The sequence below is a fragment of the Pseudomonas sp. MRSN 12121 genome, assembly GCF_000931465.1.
GTDB lineage: Bacteria > Pseudomonadota > Gammaproteobacteria > Pseudomonadales > Pseudomonadaceae > Aquipseudomonas.
Genome location: NZ_CP010892.1, coordinates 5,568,210 through 5,588,864, shown reverse-complemented (window position 1 = coordinate 5,588,864; position 20,655 = coordinate 5,568,210). Strand labels below are relative to the sequence as shown.

General features: G+C 61.0%; 22 protein-coding genes. 20 read left to right on the top strand and 2 right to left on the bottom strand.

The window, feature by feature from the left end; genetic code table 11:
* Positions 1-175 precede the first annotated feature (175 nt).
* The 20 genes from iscR to TO66_RS25245 all read left to right on the top strand — a co-directional run bounded on the left by iscR (position 176) and on the right by TO66_RS25245 (position 17,726).
* Positions 176-667, top strand: coding sequence for a Fe-S cluster assembly transcriptional regulator IscR (gene iscR, locus TO66_RS25340; RefSeq protein ID WP_009045442.1), 492 nt, complete (start codon positions 176-178; stop codon positions 665-667).
* Between the two features lie 50 nt (positions 668-717).
* Positions 718-1,932: an IscS subfamily cysteine desulfurase gene (locus TO66_RS25335; protein WP_044464850.1), complete on the top strand. Its 1,215-nt coding sequence runs from the start codon at positions 718-720 to the stop codon at positions 1,930-1,932.
* A 101-nt stretch (positions 1,933-2,033) separates the two neighbouring features.
* Positions 2,034-2,420, top strand: coding sequence for a Fe-S cluster assembly scaffold IscU (iscU, locus tag TO66_RS25330; protein ID WP_007929523.1), 387 nt, complete (start codon positions 2,034-2,036; stop codon positions 2,418-2,420).
* 47 nt (positions 2,421-2,467) lie between these two features.
* Positions 2,468-2,791 carry an iron-sulfur cluster assembly protein IscA gene (iscA, locus tag TO66_RS25325; RefSeq protein ID WP_044464849.1) on the top strand — a complete coding sequence of 108 codons (324 nt, stop codon included), beginning with the start codon at positions 2,468-2,470 and terminating at the stop codon, positions 2,789-2,791.
* 8 nt (positions 2,792-2,799) lie between these two features.
* Positions 2,800-3,321: a co-chaperone HscB gene (gene hscB / locus TO66_RS25320; protein WP_044464848.1), complete on the top strand. Its 522-nt coding sequence runs from the start codon at positions 2,800-2,802 to the stop codon at positions 3,319-3,321.
* A 51-nt stretch (positions 3,322-3,372) separates the two neighbouring features.
* Positions 3,373-5,235, top strand: coding sequence for a Fe-S protein assembly chaperone HscA (gene hscA, locus TO66_RS25315; protein ID WP_044464847.1), 1,863 nt, complete (start codon positions 3,373-3,375; stop codon positions 5,233-5,235).
* A 3-nt stretch (positions 5,236-5,238) separates the two neighbouring features.
* Complete coding sequence (gene fdx, locus TO66_RS25310) at positions 5,239-5,580, top strand: ISC system 2Fe-2S type ferredoxin (RefSeq protein WP_044464846.1); 342 nt, start codon at positions 5,239-5,241, stop codon at positions 5,578-5,580.
* Between the two features lie 14 nt (positions 5,581-5,594).
* A complete protein-coding gene (iscX, locus tag TO66_RS25305) occupies positions 5,595-5,795 on the top strand; it encodes a Fe-S cluster assembly protein IscX (protein ID WP_044464845.1) in 201 nt (66 codons plus the stop codon).
* Between the two features lie 94 nt (positions 5,796-5,889).
* Positions 5,890-6,315, top strand: coding sequence for a nucleoside-diphosphate kinase (ndk, locus tag TO66_RS25300; RefSeq protein WP_007929529.1), 426 nt, complete (start codon positions 5,890-5,892; stop codon positions 6,313-6,315).
* Between the two features lie 30 nt (positions 6,316-6,345).
* A complete protein-coding gene (gene rlmN / locus TO66_RS25295) occupies positions 6,346-7,494 on the top strand; it encodes a 23S rRNA (adenine(2503)-C(2))-methyltransferase RlmN (RefSeq protein WP_044464844.1) in 1,149 nt (382 codons plus the stop codon).
* 12 nt (positions 7,495-7,506) lie between these two features.
* Entirely contained in the window at positions 7,507-8,265 is a 759-nt protein-coding gene (gene pilW, locus TO66_RS25290) for a type IV pilus biogenesis/stability protein PilW (RefSeq protein ID WP_044464843.1), read from the top strand.
* Complete coding sequence (locus TO66_RS25285; RefSeq protein WP_044464842.1) at positions 8,265-9,281, top strand: RodZ family helix-turn-helix domain-containing protein; 1,017 nt, start codon at positions 8,265-8,267, stop codon at positions 9,279-9,281. The genes pilW and TO66_RS25285 overlap by 1 nt, the downstream gene beginning before the upstream one ends.
* A 3-nt stretch (positions 9,282-9,284) precedes the next feature.
* Complete coding sequence (gene ispG / locus TO66_RS25280) at positions 9,285-10,394, top strand: flavodoxin-dependent (E)-4-hydroxy-3-methylbut-2-enyl-diphosphate synthase (RefSeq protein ID WP_044464841.1); 1,110 nt, start codon at positions 9,285-9,287, stop codon at positions 10,392-10,394.
* 37 nt (positions 10,395-10,431) lie between these two features.
* The gene (gene hisS / locus TO66_RS25275; RefSeq protein ID WP_044464840.1) at positions 10,432-11,721 is read left to right on the top strand and encodes a histidine--tRNA ligase; all 1,290 of its coding nucleotides are present in this window, start codon (positions 10,432-10,434) and stop codon (positions 11,719-11,721) included.
* A 40-nt stretch (positions 11,722-11,761) separates the two neighbouring features.
* Positions 11,762-12,403, top strand: a complete 642-nt coding sequence (locus tag TO66_RS25270; RefSeq protein WP_044464839.1) for a tetratricopeptide repeat protein — start codon at positions 11,762-11,764, stop codon at positions 12,401-12,403.
* Positions 12,396-13,547 carry an outer membrane protein assembly factor BamB gene (gene bamB / locus TO66_RS25265; RefSeq protein ID WP_044464838.1) on the top strand — a complete coding sequence of 384 codons (1,152 nt, stop codon included), beginning with the start codon at positions 12,396-12,398 and terminating at the stop codon, positions 13,545-13,547. The genes TO66_RS25270 and bamB overlap by 8 nt, the downstream gene beginning before the upstream one ends.
* Before the next feature lie 141 nt (positions 13,548-13,688).
* Entirely contained in the window at positions 13,689-15,161 is a 1,473-nt protein-coding gene (gene der, locus TO66_RS25260) for a ribosome biogenesis GTPase Der (RefSeq protein WP_044464837.1), read from the top strand.
* A 164-nt stretch (positions 15,162-15,325) separates the two neighbouring features.
* A complete protein-coding gene (locus tag TO66_RS25255) occupies positions 15,326-16,474 on the top strand; it encodes a pyridoxal phosphate-dependent aminotransferase (RefSeq protein ID WP_044464836.1) in 1,149 nt (382 codons plus the stop codon).
* Positions 16,462-17,259, top strand: coding sequence for an amidohydrolase (locus tag TO66_RS25250; RefSeq protein ID WP_044464835.1), 798 nt, complete (start codon positions 16,462-16,464; stop codon positions 17,257-17,259). The genes TO66_RS25255 and TO66_RS25250 overlap by 13 nt, the downstream gene beginning before the upstream one ends.
* A 53-nt stretch (positions 17,260-17,312) precedes the next feature.
* Complete coding sequence (locus tag TO66_RS25245) at positions 17,313-17,726, top strand: hypothetical protein (RefSeq protein WP_044464834.1); 414 nt, start codon at positions 17,313-17,315, stop codon at positions 17,724-17,726.
* Positions 17,727-17,790: 64 nt separating this feature from the next.
* On the opposite strand, the gene leuA is transcribed toward TO66_RS25245, so the two are convergent.
* Both leuA and TO66_RS25235 read right to left on the bottom strand, forming a co-directional pair.
* Positions 17,791-19,470 carry a 2-isopropylmalate synthase gene (gene leuA / locus TO66_RS25240; protein WP_044464833.1) on the bottom strand — a complete coding sequence of 560 codons (1,680 nt, stop codon included), beginning with the start codon at positions 19,468-19,470 and terminating at the stop codon, positions 17,791-17,793.
* 363 nt (positions 19,471-19,833) lie between these two features.
* On the bottom strand, positions 19,834-20,655 hold the full coding sequence (locus TO66_RS25235) for a peptidoglycan DD-metalloendopeptidase family protein (protein WP_044464832.1): 822 nt from the start codon (positions 20,653-20,655) through the stop codon (positions 19,834-19,836).

The following is a 20,655-nucleotide window of genomic DNA, read 5'->3' as shown; positions in this document are numbered from 1 at the left end:
GCGACCCACCGGTCATTCGTCTGATTGCGGGTGTGCCATTGCGTAACAGACTTTGCTATCATTCGCGCGCTCTTTTGCGGGTAAACCTGACTAAAGTAGTAGGTCTTATAGTTGACTTAATTACTCGGGAATTGCATACTCGCTCCCATCCCGAAACACTCCGTGGTACCTGTCCATGCGACTGACTACAAAAGGCCGATACGCGGTAACAGCCATGCTTGACCTGGCGTTGCACGCGCAACATGGGCCGGTGTCCCTGGCCGATATCTCTGAGCGCCAAGGCATCTCCCTGTCCTATCTCGAACAGCTCTTCGCCAAGCTGCGCCGTAGCAATCTGGTGTCCAGCGTGCGTGGTCCAGGCGGTGGCTACCAGCTGTCGCGGGACATGCAAGGCATTCAGGTGGCCCAGGTGATCGATGCGGTGAACGAGTCGGTCGATGCAACCAAATGCCAGGGCCAGGGTGACTGCCATTCCGGCGACACCTGCCTGACTCACCACTTGTGGTGCGACCTGAGCCTGCAGATTCACGAATTTCTGAGCGGTATCAGCTTGGCCGACCTTGTGACTCGCCGTGAGGTGCAAGAAGTAGCCCAGCGTCAGGATCAGCGCCGCTGTAATGGCAAGGCGCAGCACCTGGACAAGATTGAAGCGTCCGCCGTCGAATGACAGCCAAAGAGCTAGCGGCACGCCAGCCAGCCTGATTTAGGAGAGAGTCCATGAAATTGCCGATTTACCTTGATTACTCAGCGACCACCCCGGTCGATCCGCGCGTCGCGCAAAAGATGAGTGAATGCCTGCTGGTCGACGGGAACTTCGGTAACCCGGCGTCCCGCTCCCACGTGTTCGGCTGGAAAGCCGAAGAGTCGGTGGAAAATGCCCGTCGCCAAGTGGCTGACCTGGTCAATGCCGACCCGCGTGAAATCGTCTGGACCTCCGGTGCCACCGAGTCCGACAACCTGGCAATCAAGGGTGTCGCGCATTTCTATCACACCAAGGGCAAGCACCTGATCACCTCGAAGATCGAGCACAAGGCTGTCCTGGACACCATGCGCCAACTCGAGCGTGAAGGCTTCGAAGTCACCTACATCGAGCCTGGCGAAGATGGCCTGATCACCCCGGCCATGGTTGAAGCCGCCCTGCGCGACGACACCATCCTGGTGTCGATCATGCACGTGAACAACGAGATCGGTACGGTCAACGACATTGCCGCGATCGGCGAGCTGACCCGCTCCAAAGGCATTCTGTTCCACGTCGACGCCGCTCAGTCCACCGGCAAGGTCGAGATCGACCTGCAGGCACTGAAAGTCGACCTGATGTCCTTCTCCGCCCACAAGACCTACGGTCCCAAGGGGATCGGCGCGCTGTACGTCAGCCGCAAACCGCGGGTTCGCCTCGAGGCGACCATGCACGGTGGCGGTCATGAGCGCGGCATGCGTTCCGGCACCCTGGCTACCCACCAGATCGTCGGCATGGGCGAAGCCTTCCGCGTCGCCAAGGAAGACATGGCGGCCGAGAATGTGCGCATCAAGGCGTTGAGCGACCGTTTCTACAAGCAGGTCGAGCACCTGGAAGAGCTGTACATCAACGGCAGCATGACCGCCCGTGTACCGCACAACCTGAACCTGAGCTTCAACTATGTCGAAGGCGAGTCGCTGATCATGGCGCTCAAGGACCTGGCGGTTTCCTCCGGTTCGGCCTGCACCTCGGCGTCGCTCGAACCTTCGTACGTGCTGCGTGCCCTGGGTCGCAACGACGAACTGGCACACAGCTCGATCCGCTTCACCTTCGGCCGCTTCACCACCGAAGAAGAAATCGATTATGCCGCGCAGAAAGTCTGCGAGGCCGTGACCAAGCTGCGCGCTCTGTCGCCGCTGTGGGACATGTACAAAGATGGCGTCGATATCTCGAAGATCGAGTGGGCGGCACACTAAATATAGAAGCCGCCAGATACAGATCCTGTAGCTACGCGGCGCTGACGCTGGCGTAACTGCAGGGCCTCAAGAGCGGCCCTGATGAGTGAGGATTAAGAATCATGGCTTACAGCGAAAAGGTCATCGACCACTACGAGAACCCGCGTAACGTCGGCAAGATGAACGCGGAAGACCCCGATGTCGGTACCGGCATGGTCGGTGCTCCAGCGTGCGGCGACGTCATGCGCCTGCAGATCAAGGTCAACGAGCAGGGCATCATCGAAGACGCCAAGTTCAAGACTTATGGCTGCGGTTCGGCCATCGCCTCCAGCTCCCTGGCGACCGAGTGGATGAAAGGCAAGACTCTGGATGAAGCAGAGACCATCAAGAACACTCAGCTGGCCGAAGAACTGGCCTTGCCGCCAGTGAAAATCCACTGCTCGGTACTCGCCGAAGACGCCATCAAGGCTGCCGTTCGCGATTACAAGCAGAAGAAAGGCCTGATCTGATTTCGCGGATCCGCTTTCACAGATTGAGCGACAAGTAAGGAGTCACGATGGCTATCAGCATGACAGAAGCGGCTGCTCAACACGTGCGACGCTCCCTCGACGGGCGCGGCAAAGGTGATGGGATTCGCCTGGGTGTTCGCACCACAGGCTGTTCCGGCCTTGCCTATGTCCTGGAGTTCGTCGACGAGATCAGTGAAGACGATCAGGTGTTCGAGAGCCATGGCGAAAAGGTGATCATCGATCCGAAAAGCCTGGCCTACTTGGATGGCACCGAACTGGACTTCGTCAAGGAAGGGTTGAACGAAGGCTTCAAGTTCAACAACCCCAACGTGCGCGGTGAGTGTGGCTGCGGCGAAAGCTTCAACGTCTGAGGCTGCTCGTGGGTACTCCTTGTCATTTCGCTTTATTTGAACTGCAGCCGAGCTTCCGCCTGGATCTCGAGCAGTTGGCCGCGCGCTACCGAGAGTTGGCGCGTGCCGTTCATCCTGACCGTTTCGCTGATGCTTCCGAGCGTGAACAGCGAGCGGCGCTGGAACAGTCCGCCAGCCTCAACGAGGCCTACCAGACCCTCAAGAGCCCTCCTAAGCGCGCGCGGTACTTGCTCGCCATGGGTGGCCATGAGCTGCCGCTGGAGGTCACGGTGCACGATCCGGAGTTTCTTCTGCAGCAGATGCAATGGCGCGAAGAGCTCGAGGATCTGCAGGACGAGGCCGACCTGGGCGGTATCGCCGCTTTCAAGCGCCGCCTGAAAGTGGCTCAGGAAGAATTGAACGAAAGCTTCGCAGCCTGTTGGGACGATGCCGCGCAACGCGAACAGGCCGAGCGCCTGATGCGGCGCATGCAGTTCCTCGACAAGCTCACCTACGAAGTGCGCCAGTTAGAAGAGCGCCTCGACGATTAACCCAGTGCCGCTCCGGTCGCACGCCTGATATACAGATAAGTCCAGATAAACATGGCCCTACTGCAGATCGCCGAACCCGGCCAAAGTCCGCAACCGCACCAGCGTCGCCTGGCTGTGGGCATCGACTTGGGTACTACCAATTCGCTGGTCGCTGCCTTGCGCAGCGGTCTTTCCGAGCCGCTGCCCGACGCCAGCGGCCAGGTCATCCTGCCGTCCGCCGTGCGCTATCACGCCGACCATGTCGAGGTGGGCGAGTCCGCCAGGCTGGCGGCGTCCGCCGATCCGCTGAATACCGTGTTGTCGGTCAAGCGCCTGATGGGGCGCGGTCTGTCCGACGTCAAGCAACTGGGCGAGCAACTGCCGTACCGGTTTGTCGGTGGCGAATCGCACATGCCGTTCATCGACACGGTCCAGGGCCCGAAAAGCCCGGTGGAGGTCTCCGCCGATATCCTCAAGGTGCTGCGTCAGCGCGCCGAGGCGACCCTGGGTGGTGAGCTGGTGGGGGCGGTGATTACCGTTCCGGCCTATTTCGACGATGCCCAGCGCCAAGCGACCAAGGATGCGGCCAAGCTGGCCGGTCTGAACGTATTGCGCCTGCTCAACGAGCCGACCGCGGCGGCCGTGGCCTATGGCCTGGATCAGCACGCCGAAGGGGTGGTGGCCATTTATGACCTGGGTGGCGGGACCTTTGATATTTCCATTCTGCGCCTGACTGGCGGCGTCTTCGAAGTCTTGGCTACCGGGGGCGACAGCGCCCTGGGCGGTGATGATTTCGATCACGCGATCGCTGGCTGGATCATCGAGAGCGCCGGCTTGTCCGCTGATCTCGATCCGGGCGCGCAGCGCAATCTGCTGCAGACCGCCTGCGCCGCCAAGGAAGCGCTCACCGATGCCGCGTCCGTCCAGGTGACCTATGGCGCCTGGTCGGCGCCGCTGACTCGCAGCGCCTTCGATGCGCTGATCGAGCCGATGGTGGCGCGCAGCCTCAAGGCCTGCCGGCGCGCGGTGCGGGACTCCAATGTCGAGTTGGACGATGTGCGGGCGGTGGTCATGGTCGGCGGTTCGACCCGCGTTCCGCGGGTTCGTGAAGCCGTCGCCGAAATGTTCGGGCGCCAGCCGCTGACCGAAATCGACCCGGATCAGGTGGTAGCCATTGGTGCCGCGATCCAGGCCGATACCCTGGCTGGCAACAAGCGCGAAGGTGGCGAGCTGCTCCTGCTCGATGTGATTCCACTGTCCCTGGGGCTGGAAACCATGGGCGGGCTGATGGAGAAGGTGATTCCACGCAACACCACGATCCCGGTCGCCCGCGCTCAGGACTTCACCACCTACAAAGACGGCCAGTCGGCCATGATGATTCATGTGCTGCAGGGCGAGCGCGAGCTGATCAGCGATTGCCGCTCCCTGGCGCGATTCGAGTTGCGCGGTATCCCGGCCATGGTGGCTGGCGCGGCGAAAATTCGCGTGACTTTCCAGGTCGATGCCGACGGCCTGCTGAGCGTATCCGCTCGCGAGCTGGGTTCGGGCGTCGAGGCCAGCATTCAGGTCAAGCCGTCCTACGGCCTGACCGACGGCGAGATCGCCCGGATGCTCAAGGACTCCTTCCAATACGCCGGTGATGACAAGGCCGCCCGCGTGCTGCGTGAGCAGCAGGTCGATGCCCAGCGCCTGATCGAGGCGGTGCAGGGGGCGCTAGAGGCGGACGGTGAGCGTCTGCTGGACGCCGAGGAGCGCATGGTCATCGAGTTGCAGATGCAGGAATTGAGTGAATTGATGCGTGGTACCGATGGTTATGCCATCGAGCAGCAGACCAAGCGTCTGTCGCAAGTGACCGATGCGTTTGCTGCCCGCCGCCTGGACTCGACGGTGAAAGCCGCTCTGGCGGGGCGCAACCTGAATGAAATCGAGGAATAACTGATGCCGCAGATCATTTTTCTGCCACACGCCGTGTTTTGCCCGGACGGCCTGGTTGTAGAGGTCGAGCCGGGGACTTCGGTTCTGGAGGTGGCGCATGACAACCACATCGAGATCGAGAGTGCCTGCGGCGGCGTCTGTGCCTGCACCACTTGCCACTGCATCATTCGCGAAGGATTCGACTCGCTGAACGAGGCCGACGAGCTGGAAGAGGACCTGCTGGACAAGGCCTGGGGCCTGGAAGCGCAATCGCGCCTGTCCTGCCAGGCGATCGTCGGCGAGGAAGACCTGACCGTCGAAATTCCGAAATATTCGCTCAACCATGCAGCCGAAGCGCCGCACTGATTCAAGGAATCATCATGAGTCTGAAGTGGGTTGATGTGCTGGAAATCGCGATCCAGTTGGTCGAGGCCAAACCGGACGTGGATCCGCGTTATGTAAATTTTGTCGATCTGCACCAATGGGTTCTGGCACTGCCGGAATTCAGCGACGATCCGGCTCGCGGTGGCGAGAAGGTTCTTGAAGCCATTCAGGCTGCCTGGATCGAAGAAGCAGACTGAGTCTGGCCCGTACGCAGTTAGGCAATCCCTATAAACCCGCGTATAATTCGCGGGTTTAATTTTTCGCTTTAATCACCGTTTCTGGAGTTACACCATGGCTGTTCAACGTACTTTCTCCATCATCAAGCCTGACGCTGTTGCAAAAAACGTCATCGGCGAGATCGTTACCCGTTTCGAAAAAGCTGGCCTGCGCGTTGTAGCTTCGAAAATGAAGCAACTGTCGAAAGCCGAAGCCGAAGGCTTCTACGCTGAGCACAGCGCTCGTGGTTTCTTCGGCGAGCTGGTTGCCTTCATGACTTCCGGTCCGGTTGTCGTCCAGGTTCTGGAAGGCGAAAACGCTATCGCTCTGAACCGTGAGCTGATGGGCGCTACCAACCCTAAAGAAGCTGCTGCCGGCACCATCCGCGCCGACTTCGCCGAGTCCATCGACGCTAACGCCGTTCACGGTTCGGACTCCGAAGCTGCTGCTGCACGCGAAATCGCTTACTTCTTCGCTTCCACCGAAGTGACCACTCGCTAAGCCAAAAGGCCTGTGAGTGAAGGTGAAACCATGACTACATCGACTGGCAAAACTAACCTGTTGGGTCTGACTCAACCGGAAATGGAAAAATTCTTCGACTCAATCGGGGAGAAGCGTTTCCGTGCCGGTCAGGTAATGAAATGGATTCACCACTTTGGGGTCGATGATTTCGACGCCATGACGAACGTCGGCAAGGCCTTGCGCGAAAAGCTCAAGGCCGTTGCCGAAATTCGCGGTCCGGAAGTGGTCAGCGAGGACATCTCCAGCGACGGCACCCGCAAATGGGTGGTGCGCGTGGCGTCCGGCAGCTGCGTCGAGACCGTTTACATTCCCCAGGGCAAGCGCGGCACCTTGTGCGTTTCGTCCCAGGCAGGCTGTGCCCTGGATTGCAGTTTCTGCTCCACCGGCAAGCAAGGCTTCAACAGCAACCTCACCGCCGCCGAAGTCATCGGCCAGGTGTGGATTGCCAACAAATCCTTTGGCAGCGTCCCGGCGACCGTCGACCGTGCCATCACCAACGTGGTGATGATGGGCATGGGTGAGCCGCTGCTGAACTTCGACAACGTCATCTCGGCCATGCGCCTGATGATGGACGACCTGGGCTACGGCATTTCCAAGCGCCGCGTGACCCTGTCGACCTCCGGCGTGGTGCCGATGATCGATGAGCTGGCCAAGCACATCGACGTCTCCCTGGCGTTGTCCCTGCACGCACCGAACGATGCGTTGCGTAACCAGCTGGTGCCGATCAACAAGAAGTACCCGCTGAAGATGCTGCTCGAATCCTGCCAGCGCTATATGTCGGCGCTGGGCGAGAAACGTGTGCTGACGATTGAGTACACCCTGCTCAAGGACGTCAATGATAAGGTCGAACACGCTGTCGAAATGATCGAGTTGCTCAAGGACGTTCCTTGCAAGATCAACCTGATCCCGTTCAATCCGTTCCCGCATTCCGGCTACGAGCGGCCAAGCAACAACGCCATTCGCCGGTTTCAGGATCAACTTCACCATGCAGGCTTCAACGTCACCGTGCGCACGACCCGCGGCGAGGACATCGATGCGGCCTGTGGACAACTGGTAGGGCAGGTGCTGGATCGCACCCGTCGTAGCGAACGTTATATCGCCGTGCGCGAGTTGAGCGTCGACGCCGATATGCCGCAAAGCGCTGCGAATCGTACCTGAGAGAGGATCTCCATGACCTTGCGCGTCGCGCTGCTTCTGCTTTTTGTCAGCCTGTCGGCTGGCTGTGTTCTTTCGGGGGATTTCAACCCGATGAAGACAAGCAAGGGGCGGGACGAGGCGCGTGAGGCTTATGTCCAGCTGGGCCTGGGGTATCTGCAGCAAGGCATGACCGAACGGGCGAAGGTGCCGCTGAAAAAGGCCCTGGAGCTGGACGAGTCGGATGCCGACGCCAATGCCGCCCTGGCGCTGGTGTTCCAGGCCGAGATGGAGCCCGAGCTGGCTGACCAGCATTATCGCAAGGCCCTGGCTTCTCGCCCCTCCGATGCCCGTATCCTGAACAACTACGGCAGTTTCCTCTTTGAGGAAAAACGTTACAAAGATGCTTATCAGCGCTTTGAACAGGCGGCTGCTGATACCCTGTACCCCGAGCGATCCCGGGTGTTCGAGAACCTTGGCATGACTGCCGCGGTACTGGGAGAGCGTGACCTGGCCCGCCAGCATCTGGAAAAAGCCTTGCGCCTGAACCGCCAGCAGCCACGAGCGTTGCTGGAAATGGCTGAGTTGTCCTTCGAAGACAGGCATTATGTGCCCGCACGCGACTATTACGATCGTTTTAGCCTGCTGAGCGAGCAAAATGCACGTAGTCTATTGCTCGGCGTTCGGCTGGCAACGGTGTTCGAAGATCGCGACAAGGTCGCCAGTTACGGCCTGCAATTAAAACGACTCTATCCCGGTACGCCGGAATATCAGCAATACCTGTCGGAGCAATGATGAAAGCGGCGCATCCCGAAGTTCTAGCAGCGACTCGCGTAAACCCCGGTGAGACCCTGCGTCAGGCCCGCGAAAGCAATGGTTGGGCCTTGGCTGACGTGGCCCTCAAGCTCAATCTCACCGCTACCTCGTTGAGCAACCTGGAAGCAGGCGCTTTTGACAAGCTGCCGGGACACACCTTCGCCCGGGGGTATATCCGTGCCTACGCCAAGTTGCTGGGGATGGATCAGGCCGTTCTGGTCCAGGCGTTCGACCAATACACCGGCACCGACTCCCAAGGCAGCAATGTGCATAGCCTGGGTCGCATCGAAGAGCCGGTGCGGGTATCGCATACCATTTTGCGCATCGTCAGCCTGTTGCTGCTGATTGCGGTCATCGGCGGCGGCTTTGTCTGGTGGCAGGATCAAACCTCCTTGCGTACCAAGGAGCTGGTCGGCCTCAATCAGGAACACGTCGAGGTCGAAGGCGCCGACGGCACCACGCAGATTCATCCGATCGACGAACCGGAAGACCAGGCGGTCGTGGAAGGCCAGGCCGAGGGCGAAACCCCGGTACAGAGCGATGCTCCTGTTGCTCCAGGCCAGGTGCAGACGGATGCGACGGCTGTCGCTCCGAGCGCTCCAGCTGCCACGCCTGCCGCTCCGACTTCGGGGCCGGTACTCGTGGCTCCTGTTGCCCCGGCCGCGACTGTTCCGGTTGCGCCGGCTGCTCCAGTGGTGGCGGCCGCTGCCGCTCCGGCAACGCCAACCGCACCCGCCGCGGCTCCGGTCGCCGGCGCCGGCCAGGTACAGATTCAATTCACAGCCGATTGCTGGACCCAGATCACCGATGGCAGCGGCAAGGTGCTGTTGAGTGGTCTGAAGCGCAAGGGCGAAACCGCCGACGTATCCGGCAAGCCGCCTTTTGCCGTGCGCCTGGGTTACGCCCGTGGTGCGCAGGTCAGCTACAACGGACAAGCGGTCGATGTGGCTCCGTTCACCAGTGGCGAGACTGCTCGCCTGAAGTTAGGTCAATAAGTCATGCACGGCGAATCTCCAATCAAGCGTCGCGAGTCCCGCAAGATCTGGGTCGGCTCGGTACCAGTGGGTGGTGATGCCCCCATTGCCGTACAGAGCATGACCAACAGCGATACCAACGATGTGGCGGCCACCGTCGCCCAGATCAATCGTCTGGAGGCTGCCGGTGTGGACATCGTGCGAGTTTCCGTGCCGGACATGGATGCGGCCGAGGCTTTCGGTCGTATCAAGCAACAGGTCAAGGTGCCCTTGGTCGCCGATATCCATTTCGACTACAAGATCGCCTTGCGCGTGGCCGAACTGGGCGTCGACTGCCTGCGGATCAACCCCGGCAACATCGGTCGTGAAGACCGTGTGAGGGCGGTGGTGGATGCGGCCCGTGATCGAGGGATCCCGATCCGTATCGGCGTCAACGCCGGTTCCCTGGAAAAAGACCTGCAGAAAAAATACGGCGAGCCTACCCCGGCCGCGCTGGTGGAGTCGGCTCTGCGCCATGTCGAGCACCTCGAACGCCTGAATTTCCAGGACTTCAAGGTCAGTGTGAAGGCGTCCGACGTGTTCATGGCCGTCGAAGCCTACCGCCTGCTGGCCAAGGAAATCGTCCAGCCGCTGCACCTGGGGATCACTGAAGCCGGTGGTTTGCGTTCAGGCACGGTGAAATCCGCCGTGGGCCTCGGTATGCTGCTGGCCGAAGGGATTGGCGATACTATTCGCATCTCGTTGGCGGCCGACCCGGTCGAGGAAGTGAAAGTCGGCTACGACATTCTCAAGTCCCTGCATCTGCGTTCCCGTGGCATCAACTTCATCGCCTGCCCGAGCTGCTCGCGGCAGAACTTCGATGTGGTCAAGACCATGAACGAACTGGAAGGCCGTCTCGAGGATCTGCTGGTGCCGCTGGACGTAGCGGTCATCGGTTGTGTGGTCAATGGCCCGGGTGAAGCCAAAGAGGCGCATATCGGCCTGACCGGCGGGACACCGAACCTGATTTACATCGACGGCAAGCCGTCGCAGAAACTGACGAATGACAATCTTGTGGATGAGCTGGAAAAGCTGATCCGTGAGAAGGCGGCTGAAAAGGTCGAAGCCGAAGCAGCGCTGATCGCTCGCGGCTGAGCCCGACTGAAGAGCCGAACGAATTTAAGGATTTATAGTGAGCAAGTCTCTCCAAGCCATTCGTGGCATGAACGACATCCTGCCCGAGCAGACGCCCCTGTGGCGCTATTTCGAAGGCACTGTTGCGCGGCTGCTGGATAACTACGGTTACAAGCAGATCCGTATGCCGATCGTCGAATTCACCGAGCTGTTCAAGCGCTCCATCGGTGAAGTGACCGACATCGTCGAAAAAGAGATGTACACCTTCGACGACCGTAACGGCGACTCCCTGACCCTGCGTCCGGAAGGCACCGCCGCTTGCGTACGCGCGGTGCTCGAGCACGGCATCACTGGCGGTGGCCAGGTGCAGAAGCTCTGGTACATCGGCCCGATGTTCCGCCACGAACGCCCTCAGAAAGGCCGTTATCGCCAGTTCCACCAGATTGGTTGCGAAGTCTTCAACCTCGATGGTCCGGATATCGACGCCGAGCTGATCGTGCTGACCTGGCGCCTGTGGGGCGAGCTGGGCATCCGTGATGCGGTCAAGCTCGAACTGAACAGCCTGGGAACCGCCGAGGCTCGTGCCCGCTATCGCGATGCGCTGGTGGAATTCCTGTCGGCGCGCATGGACAAGCTGGATGAAGACAGCCAGCGCCGCCTGAAGACCAATCCGCTGCGCGTACTCGACACCAAGAACCCGGACACCCAGGCAGTATTGGTGGACGCGCCCAAGCTGGCCGACTACCTGGACGAAGAGTCCCGCCTGCACTTCGAGGGCCTCAAGGCCCGCCTGGATGCCGCCGGCATTCCTTACGTGATCAACCCGAAGCTGGTTCGCGGGCTGGATTACTACAGCAAGACCGTTTTCGAATGGGTGACCGACAAGCTCGGTGCCCAGGGCACGGTCTGCGCTGGTGGCCGCTATGACGGCCTGGTCGAGCAGATGGGCGGCAAGCCTACTCCGGGCGTCGGTTTCGCCATGGGGATCGAGCGCCTGGTATTGCTGCTGGAAACCCTGGAGCAGGTTCCTGAAGAGATCTCGCGCCAGGTCGACGTTTACCTCTGCGCCTTCGGGGAGGCTGCCGAACTGGCTGCCCTGGCGTTGAGTGAGCGTGTTCGTGACCAGTTGCCGAACCTGCGCCTGCAGATCAATGCCGGTGCCGGCAGCTTCAAGAGTCAGTTCAAGAAAGCCGACAAGAGCGGTGCGTTGTATGCACTGATCCTCGGCGACGATGAATTGGCCCAGCAAGTGGTAGGTTTCAAGCCCCTGCGTGGCCAGGGCGAACAACAAAGCATTGCCTGGGATGCGCTCGCTGCACACCTGGCCACCTGCGTCGTGCAGGGTTGAAGCTGTCAAACAGCCGATTTAGCGAATAAGGAGTATTGGGGTGTCGAGTACCGAAGATGAACAGCTGGCGGATTTGAAAGACTGGTGGTCGCGTAACGGCAAGCCTCTGGTTACCGGCGGCCTGTTGGCGCTGGTCATCGTGTTCGGCTGGCAGGCCTGGCACAAGTATCAGAGCAATCAGTCGCAAGGCGCCTCGATGCTCTACCAGCAATTGCTGGAAACCACACTGACGCCTGACGGCAAGCCCGATGCAGCCCGCGTGGCGGACCTGGCCGGCAAGCTCAACAGCGAGTTCGGCGGTACGGCCTATGCCCAGTACGGCAGCCTGTTCGTCGCCAAGGTGGCGGTCGATACCGGCAGGCTGGACGACGCGGCCAACGAGCTCAAAGCCATCGCCGACAAGCCGGTCAACCCGACGCTGGGCGAGATCGCCCGCCAGCGCCTGGCCCAGGTGCTGGCGGCGCAGAACAAGGCCGACGAAGGCCTGAAACTGCTCGAGGGGGATACCGACAAGGCTTTCCTGGCCACTCGCGAAGAGCTCAAGGGGGACCTGCTGGTCCAACTGGGGCGGACCGACGAAGCCCATGCTGCATACGAAAAAGCCAAGGCTGCACTGTCCGACGAAGCGGCGGTCGGTGGCCTGCAAATCAAGCTGGACGACCTGGCCAAAGGGGATGCGTGACGTGATCCGTTGGAAACATGCAGCATTGCTGGCCCTGGCCGTTCTGGCGGCGGGTTGCAGCAGCAACAGCAAGAAAGAATTGCCACCGGCTGAACTGGTCGACTTCAAAGAAGAAGTGGTCCTGCAGAAGCAGTGGAGCCGTTCGATCGGTGACGGTCAGGGCGAGACCTACAACATGCTGGTTCCGGCGATCGACGGCAGCTCCATCTATGCCGCTGACGTGACGGGCGTGGTAGAGGCGCTGGATCGCATGAACGGCGACGTCAAATGGAAACAGGATCTGGAGTTGCCAGTATCCGGTGCCGTTGGCGTGGGTTATGGCCTGGTCATGATCGGCACCCTGAAAGGTGAAGTCGTCGCTCTGGATGCGTCCAATGGCGAAGAGAAGTGGCGTGCGCGGGTGACCAGCGAGGTCCTGGCGCCACCGTCCACCAATGGTGACGTGGTTGTGGTCCAGACCCAGGATGACCGTGTGATCGGCCTCGATGCCGCCACCGGCAACCAGATGTGGGTCTACGACAGCACCCCGGCGGTACTGACCCTGCGCGGCACCAGTGCGCCAATCACCACCAACCGCCTGGCGGTGGCCGGCCTGTCGACCGGTAAAGTGGTTGCCCTGGATATCCGCAACGGCGTGCCGGTGTGGGAGCAGCGTGTGGCTATTCCGCAAGGTCGTTCCGAGCTGGACCGGGTGGTCGACATCGATGGCGGCCTGCTGCTGTCCGGCGGCACCCTGTATGTCGCCAGCTACCAGGGTCGCGTCGCGGCGCTGGACCTGGAAAGCGGTCGCCCGCTCTGGCAGCGTGATGCTTCCAGCTACGCCGGTGTCGCTCAAGGTTTCGGCAGCGTCTATGTGAGCCTGTCCTCCGGCACGGTCGAAAGCGTCGACGAGCGTTCCACCACTGCCCTGTGGAGCAACGACTCGCTGGCTCGCCGCCAACTGTCGGCTCCGGAAGTCTTCTCCAGCTATGTGGCGGTAGGCGACCTGGAAGGTTACCTGCACCTGCTGAGCCAGGTGGATGGCCGTTTCGTCGGTCGTGAGCGTATCGACAGCGACGGCCTGCGCGCTCGTCCGCTGGTGGTGGGCAACATGATTTATGTGTATGGCAACAGCGGCAAACTGGAAGCCCTGACCATCAAGTAATGGTTTGACTATGCTTGGGGTTGATCCCCAAGCGGCCTTGCCCTGGCAAGGTTCGCAGCGCTTTTTTCGTGCTGCCCCGAGCACCAGCCGCTGCCCCGCAGCGGCTTTTGTATTTTCTGAAATAACGCAGTGGAGAGCCGCATGGTTCCCGTAATCGCCCTGGTGGGCCGACCGAACGTCGGCAAGTCCACCTTGTTCAACCGCCTGACTCGGACTCGCGACGCCATTGTCGGCGACTTGTCCGGTCTGACCCGTGATCGCCAATACGGTGAGGCCAAGTGGCAAGGGCGTACCTATATTCTGATCGACACCGGCGGTATTTCCGGTGACGAGCATGGCATGGACGAAAAGATGGCCGAGCAGTCGCTGCTGGCCATCGAAGAAGCCGATGTCGTTCTGTTCCTGGTCGATGCCAAGGCCGGTTTTACCGCTGCTGACCAGATGATCGGCGAGCACTTGCGCAAACGTAACAAGACCTCGTTCGTGATCGCCAACAAGGTCGACAATATCGACCCGGACATGGCCCGGGCCGAGTTCGCCCCCCTGGGCATGGGCGACGCGATCCCGATCGCCGGTGCCCATGGCCGCGGTATCTCGCAGATGCTGGAAATCGCCCTGGGCGAGTTCCCTAAGGATGACGCGGACGAGCCGGAAGAGGGTGAGGAAGAGGTCGTTGCCGAAGGCGAGGAAGCCAAGCGCATTCCCGGGCCGAGCGAGAAGGACGGTATCAAGATCGCCATCATCGGTCGTCCGAACGTGGGCAAGTCCACGCTGGTCAACCGCATGCTCGGCGAAGACCGGGTCATCGTCTACGACCAGCCTGGCACCACCCGCGACAGCATCTACATCCCCTTCGAGCGTAACGACGAGAAGTACACGCTGATCGACACGGCCGGTGTGCGCAAGCGCGGCAAGATCCACGAGGAAGTCGAAAAGTTCTCGGTGGTCAAGACCCTGCAGGCGATCAAGGACGCCAACGTGGTGATCTTCGTCATGGACGCCCGCGAAGGTGTGGTGGACCACGACCTGAACCTGCTGGGCTTCGCCCTGGAAGCCGGTCGCGCCCTGGTCATCGCCTTGAACAAATGGGACGGCATGGACCCGCGCGAGCGCGACTATGTGAAGACCGAGCTGGAACGCCGGCTGTTCTTCGTCGACTTCGCCGACATCCACTTCATTTCGGCGCTGCACGGTACTGGCGTCGGCAACCTCTACCAGTCGGTGCAGAACTCCTTCAAGTCCGCGGTTACCCGCTGGCCGACCAGCCGCCTGACGCAGATTCTCGAAGACGCCGTAAGCGAACACGCGCCGCCGATGGTCAACAACCGTCGCATCAAGCTGCGTTACGCTCACTTGGGCGGCGCCAACCCGCCGCTGATCGTGATCCACGGGAACCAGGTCGAGAAGGTGCCGAAGTCTTATGTGCGCTACCTGGAAAACACCTATCGCCGAGTCCTGAAGCTGGTCGGTACGCCGATCCGTATCGAATTCAAAGGTGGCGACAACCCGTACGAAGGCAACAAGAACACGCTCACCGACCGTCAGGTCAACAAGAAGCGGCGTCTAATGTCGCACCACAAGAAGGCCGAGAAGAAGCGCCGGGACAAGCGCTGAGGCTCATGCGGGGTGGCTTGCCGGCAGCGGCGGGCAGCTCGCTTCCACAGGTCTTCATGTGAGAGAAAGGGCGCTTTTGGCGCCCTTTTTCATGCCTGTGGTTTGGGCTATTCTCGGGGCCTCCCGTGCCGCCGTAGAGCCGGGTGTTCAGCAGGGAATCACCCATGATCACCAGTAAGCTGCCGAATGTCGGCACCACCATCTTTACGCAAATGTCACAGCTCGCGGTGGAAACCGGCGCGCTGAATCTGTCCCAGGGTTTTCCCGACTTCGATGGTCCGCAGGCCTTGCGTGATGCTGTGGCCCGGCATATCGCCAGCGGCCATAACCAGTACGCGCCGATGACCGGACTACCGGCCTTGCGCCAGCAGGTAGCGGCCAAGATCGCCCGCAGTTATGGCGTGCAGGTGAATGCCGATACCGAGGTGACCATTACCCCCGGCGCTACCCAGGCCATCTTTTGTGCGATCCAGGCGGTGATCCAGCCTGGCGATGAAGTGATTGTCTTCGATCCCTGCTACGACAGTTATGAGCCCTCGGTCGAGCTCGCCGGCGGGCGCTGCGTGCATGTGCAGCTGGGCCTGGACGATTTCGCCATCGACTGGCAGAAGCTCGGCGAAGCGCTGAGTCCGCGGACCCGGATGATCATCCTCAATGCGCCGCACAATCCCAGTGGCGCGCTGATCAGCCGTGCCGAACTGGACCAGTTGGCCGCGCTGATTCGCGACCGGGACATCTATCTGGTCAGCGACGAGGTTTATGAACACCTGGTGTTCGACGGCACCCCGCACGTCAGCGTGCTGGCCCACGAGGAGCTCTACCAGCGGGCATTCGTAGTCAGTTCCTTTGGCAAGACCTATCACGTGACCGGTTGGAAGACCGGCTATGTGGTCGCTCCGCCGGCCCTGAGCGCGGAACTGCGCAAGGTGCATCAATATGTCAGCTTCTGTGGCGTGACGCCTTTGCAGTACGCTCTGGCGGACTACATGGCCGAACACCCGGAACATGTCGAGGAGCTGCCCGCTTTCTACCAGGCCAAGCGCGACCTGTTCTGCGATTTGCTGGCACCTTCTCGGTTCAGCTTTACCCGGGTGGCCGGCACCTATTTTCAACTGGTGGACTATTCGCGGATCCGCCCGGACCTGAATGATGTCGAAATGGCGATATGGATGACCCGTGAGCACGGTGTCGCCACCATTCCGGTGTCGGTGTTCTATCGCGAGCCACCGCAAGGCCAGCGCCTGGTACGGCTATGCTTCGCCAAGCGCGAGGAGACGCTGCGCCAGGCAGCGGAGAAACTATGCGTGATCTGAGTGCTTTGCCCAATCTGAATGTGGCGCTGATCCAGACTTCTCTGGTCTGGCATGACCGTCAGGCCAACCTCGAGCATTTCGAGCTGCTGCTCGAGCAGGCCCGCGGAGCTGACCTGATCATCCTGCCGGAGATGTTCACCACCGGATTTTCCATGGAATCCGAAACCCTCGCCGAGGCGGAAAACGGGCCGACCAGCAAATGGTTGCGCAATCAGGCCGCGCGGCTCGGGGCGGTGATCACCGGCAGCGTGATTATCCAGGCTGCCGACGGCAGCCACCGCAACCGTCTGTTATGGGCGCGCCCCGATGGCGAGCTCTGGCATTACGACAAGCGCCATCTGTTCCGCATGGCGGGGGAGCACGATCACTACACGCCGGGCGAGCGCCAGGTGCAGTTCGAGCTCAAGGGTTGGCGTATCCGGCCATTGATCTGCTACGACCTGCGCTTCCCGGTGTGGAGCCGCGATCCCCGGGACACCGATTTGCTGTTGTATACGGCCAATTGGCCGGGAGCGCGGCGCCAGCACTGGAATCGCCTGTTGCCAGCCAGGGCCATCGAAAACCTGTGCTATGTGGCGGCGGTCAATCGCGTGGGGACCGATGGCAAGGGGTTTGCCTACACCGGCGATAGCCAGGTGCTGGACTTCCAGGGCGAGACCTTGCTGGGGGCCGGCGAGGCCGACGGGGTATTCCATGTCAGCCTGGATGCGGCGGAGCTGGCTGCCTATCGGGCGCGTTTTCCGGCCTACCTGGATGCGGACACCTTCGAATTCACCCAGGCTTAAAGAACGCCTGGGGTATGCCGTTAAGGGAAAGAGGATTTACAGGGAGACTCACCATGACCAGTATCGGTGCTGTGGGCAGCACGCCATTTCCATTGGCCGCCACGCCACAGAAGCTCAACATAGCCGAGCCGCCGGCCAGCCCGCTTGAAGAACAGGATGAAGGCGTTGCGAATGACCGTGATTCGGTAAGCGTCGACATGCAGGAATACGCTGCCAAGGCCGATCTCAAGTCGAACCCCGCAGACCTCGTCGCGCAATTGCAGAAGCAGATCGACGAGACGGAAAAGACCCTGACCGAGCAGCAGTCGCAGTTGTCCGGCGTGCAGAAGGGCCAGGCGAGCGAAGAGCAGAAGGCACAGCAGGCGATGGAGGTGCAGGCGCAGATCGCGATTACCGCCAGCAACCTCCAGGTATTGCAGGCCGCCTTGCTCCAGGCCTTGACGGCACGCATCAACACCACCGCCTGAGCACCAAGGGGCGGCCATAAAAAAGCCCCGGATCAACCGGGGCTTTTTTCTACGCGGGAAACCGTCAGGCAGCTTTCGCGTCCGTCTGGCTCAGGGAGCGGTTCAGGGCGCTGAACAGCGCCTTGAAGCTGGCGGTGGTGATATTTTCATCGATGCCCACACCGTGTACCGCACGTTCGCCGTTCACTCGCAGTTCGATGTAGGCCGCGGCCTTGGCGTTGGTGCCGGCGCCGATGGCATGCTCGTTGTAGTCCATGATCTCCACCGGAACCGGCAAGCCGGCTACCAGGGCTTCCAGGGCGCCATTGCCCTTGCCGCGCCAGTGCAGGTTGGTCTCGCCCTGGCCCTTGCCGGAGACTTCCACTTCCACGGCGCTGTGGCCGTTTTCTTCCTGCAGGCGATGGCTGACCAACGCGTATGGCGTGTTGGCTTGCAGGTACTCGCTGTGGAGCAGCGCGTGGATCTGCTGGGCGGTCATCTCCAGGCCGAGGCGATCGGTTTCGCGCTGTACTACCTGGCTGAACTCGATCTGCATGCGACGTGGCAAGCTGATGCCGTACTCCTGCTCCAGCAGGTAGGCGATACCGCCTTTGCCCGACTGGCTGTTGACGCGAATCACCGCTTCGTAGCTGCGACCGATGTCCGCCGGGTCGATCGGCAAGTACGGTACTTCCCACAGCGCATCGGATTTCTGCTGGGCGAAGCCCTTGCGGATCGCATCCTGGTGCGAGCCGGAGAACGCGGTGTGAACCAGGTCGCCGACATACGGATGGCGAGGGTGCACCGGGATCTGGTTGCACTCTTCGACCACTTTGCGTACGCCGTCGATGTCGGAGAAATCCAGCTCGGGATCGATGCCCTGGGTGTAGAGGTTCAGGGCCACGGTGACCAGGTCGACGTTACCGGTACGTTCACCATTGCCGAACAGGCAGCCTTCGACGCGATCGGCGCCGGCCATCAGGCCCAGTTCGGTGGCGGCCACGCCGGTGCCACGGTCGTTGTGGGTGTGCAGGCTGATGATCACGCTGTCGCGGCGGTTGATGTGACGGCAGAACCACTCGATCTGGTCGGCATAGATGTTCGGCGTCGCCACTTCAACGGTGGCGGGCAAGTTGAGGATCACCTTGTTCTGTGGGGTCGCGTTCCAGACTTCGACCACCGCGTCGCAGACTTCCTTGGCGAACTCCAGCTCGGTAGCGCTGAAGGTTTCTGGCGAGTATTCGAACTGCCACTGGGTTTCCGGCTGCTGGGCGGCGTATTTGACGAACAGCTTGGCGGCGTTCACCGCGATCTCTTTCACGCCGGCCTTGTCCTGGTTGAAGACAATGCGGCGGAACGACGGGCTGGTGGCGTTGTACAGGTGAACGATGGCTTTTTTCGCCCCACGCAACGACTCGAAGGTGCGTGCGATCAGGTCTTCGCGGGCCTGGGTCAGCACCTGGATAGTGGTGTCGTCCGGGATGTGGCCTTCTTCGATCAGGGTGCGCACGAAGTCGAAGTCGGTCTGCGAGGCGGCCGGGAAGGAGGCCTCGATTTCTTTCACGCCCACGGCGACCAGGGTTTTCCAGAAGCGCAGCTTCTTGACCGCATCCATCGGCTCGATCAGCGACTGGTTGCCATCGCGCAGGTCGGAGCTGCACCAGATCGGCGCGCGGGTGATGGTTTTCGAAGGCCAGGTGCGGTCCGGCAGGTTGATGGTCGGAAACGCGCGGTACTTCGAGGACGGGTCTTTGAGCATGCTCATGGGGAAATCCTTATTGTCCGGGCCGAAAAGAGGCGGCCTGCCGATGAATCAATGGGGTGTTGTGAGTATTTGAAGCAGGGGACGAGGTACCGCGACTCACCCTGGCAGTCGTGCGCTGACGAGGCAGAGGCTTCGGTGTTGACGACGCTGAATGAGGGTGTGAGAGGTTTTCATGCCTTCAACCCTAACCACTGGGGTGAAAGATGGCAAGTAGTCGAAAAAAATTGAGATAAATCTCTTAAAACCGAGATTCGGCGAGATTTTATTCTGTTGCGGGCAGGGAAGTTTCGCTCTTATTGCGCAGACTTTTTAACCTGCGCAATCCCGGCAGGAGCAAGCGCACCCCTGCCGTTTGCGGGGGGCTCAGGGCTGGAAGGCACCGATAAAGATCGCCGGATCGACGCGGGCATCGTTCAGGCTGACGTTCCAGTGCATGTGCGGCCCCGTGGCCCGGCCGGTCGAGCCGACTTTCCCCACCACGCTGCCACGAGCCAGTTGCTGGCCCGGCTTCACGTCGATTTTCGACATATGGCAGAACATGCTGATAAAGCCCTGGCCGTGGTCGACGAAGACCGTGTTGCCATTGAAAAAGTAGTTACCGATCAGGATCACCTTGCCGGCGGCGGGGGTCTTGATCGGCGTTCCGGCGGGCACCGCGAAGTCCAGGCCGGCGTGGGGATTGCGCTCTTCGCCGTTGAAGAAACGGCGCACGCCGAATTTGCTCGACAGCGGGCCGTTCACCGGTTTGTCCAGCAGCAGGTTGCTCGGGGTATTCGGGCTGAAACTGCGATAGGCCCGGACCTGCTCGGCCAGTTCGGCCTCGATGCGCTTGAGGTCGGCCGGGTCAGGGTTGACCTGGCGCTTGTTCTTCAGCGTGATGTGTTGCTCCGGGTATTTCTTGCTGCCCACGTTGAAGCTCAGGTTGCGGCCTGCTGTGCTGACCTGCTGGACACCGGGTTTGACGGTCAGGGGAATGCCGACGATCGCCAGCCAGTTGTTCTGCTCCTTGACCACCAGCAGCGGTTTTCCCTGGTAGCTGGCCTTGGGCGCCTGGGCGCCGGTGCCGAGGTCGATCACCGCGACGCCGCCGGGCACCGGTTTGTTCAACAGGCGGGTGATGTAGCTGTCGGCATGGGCGTTGAAAGTCAGGCACAGCAAGAGCAGTGAGCAGAGAACACGCGGCAT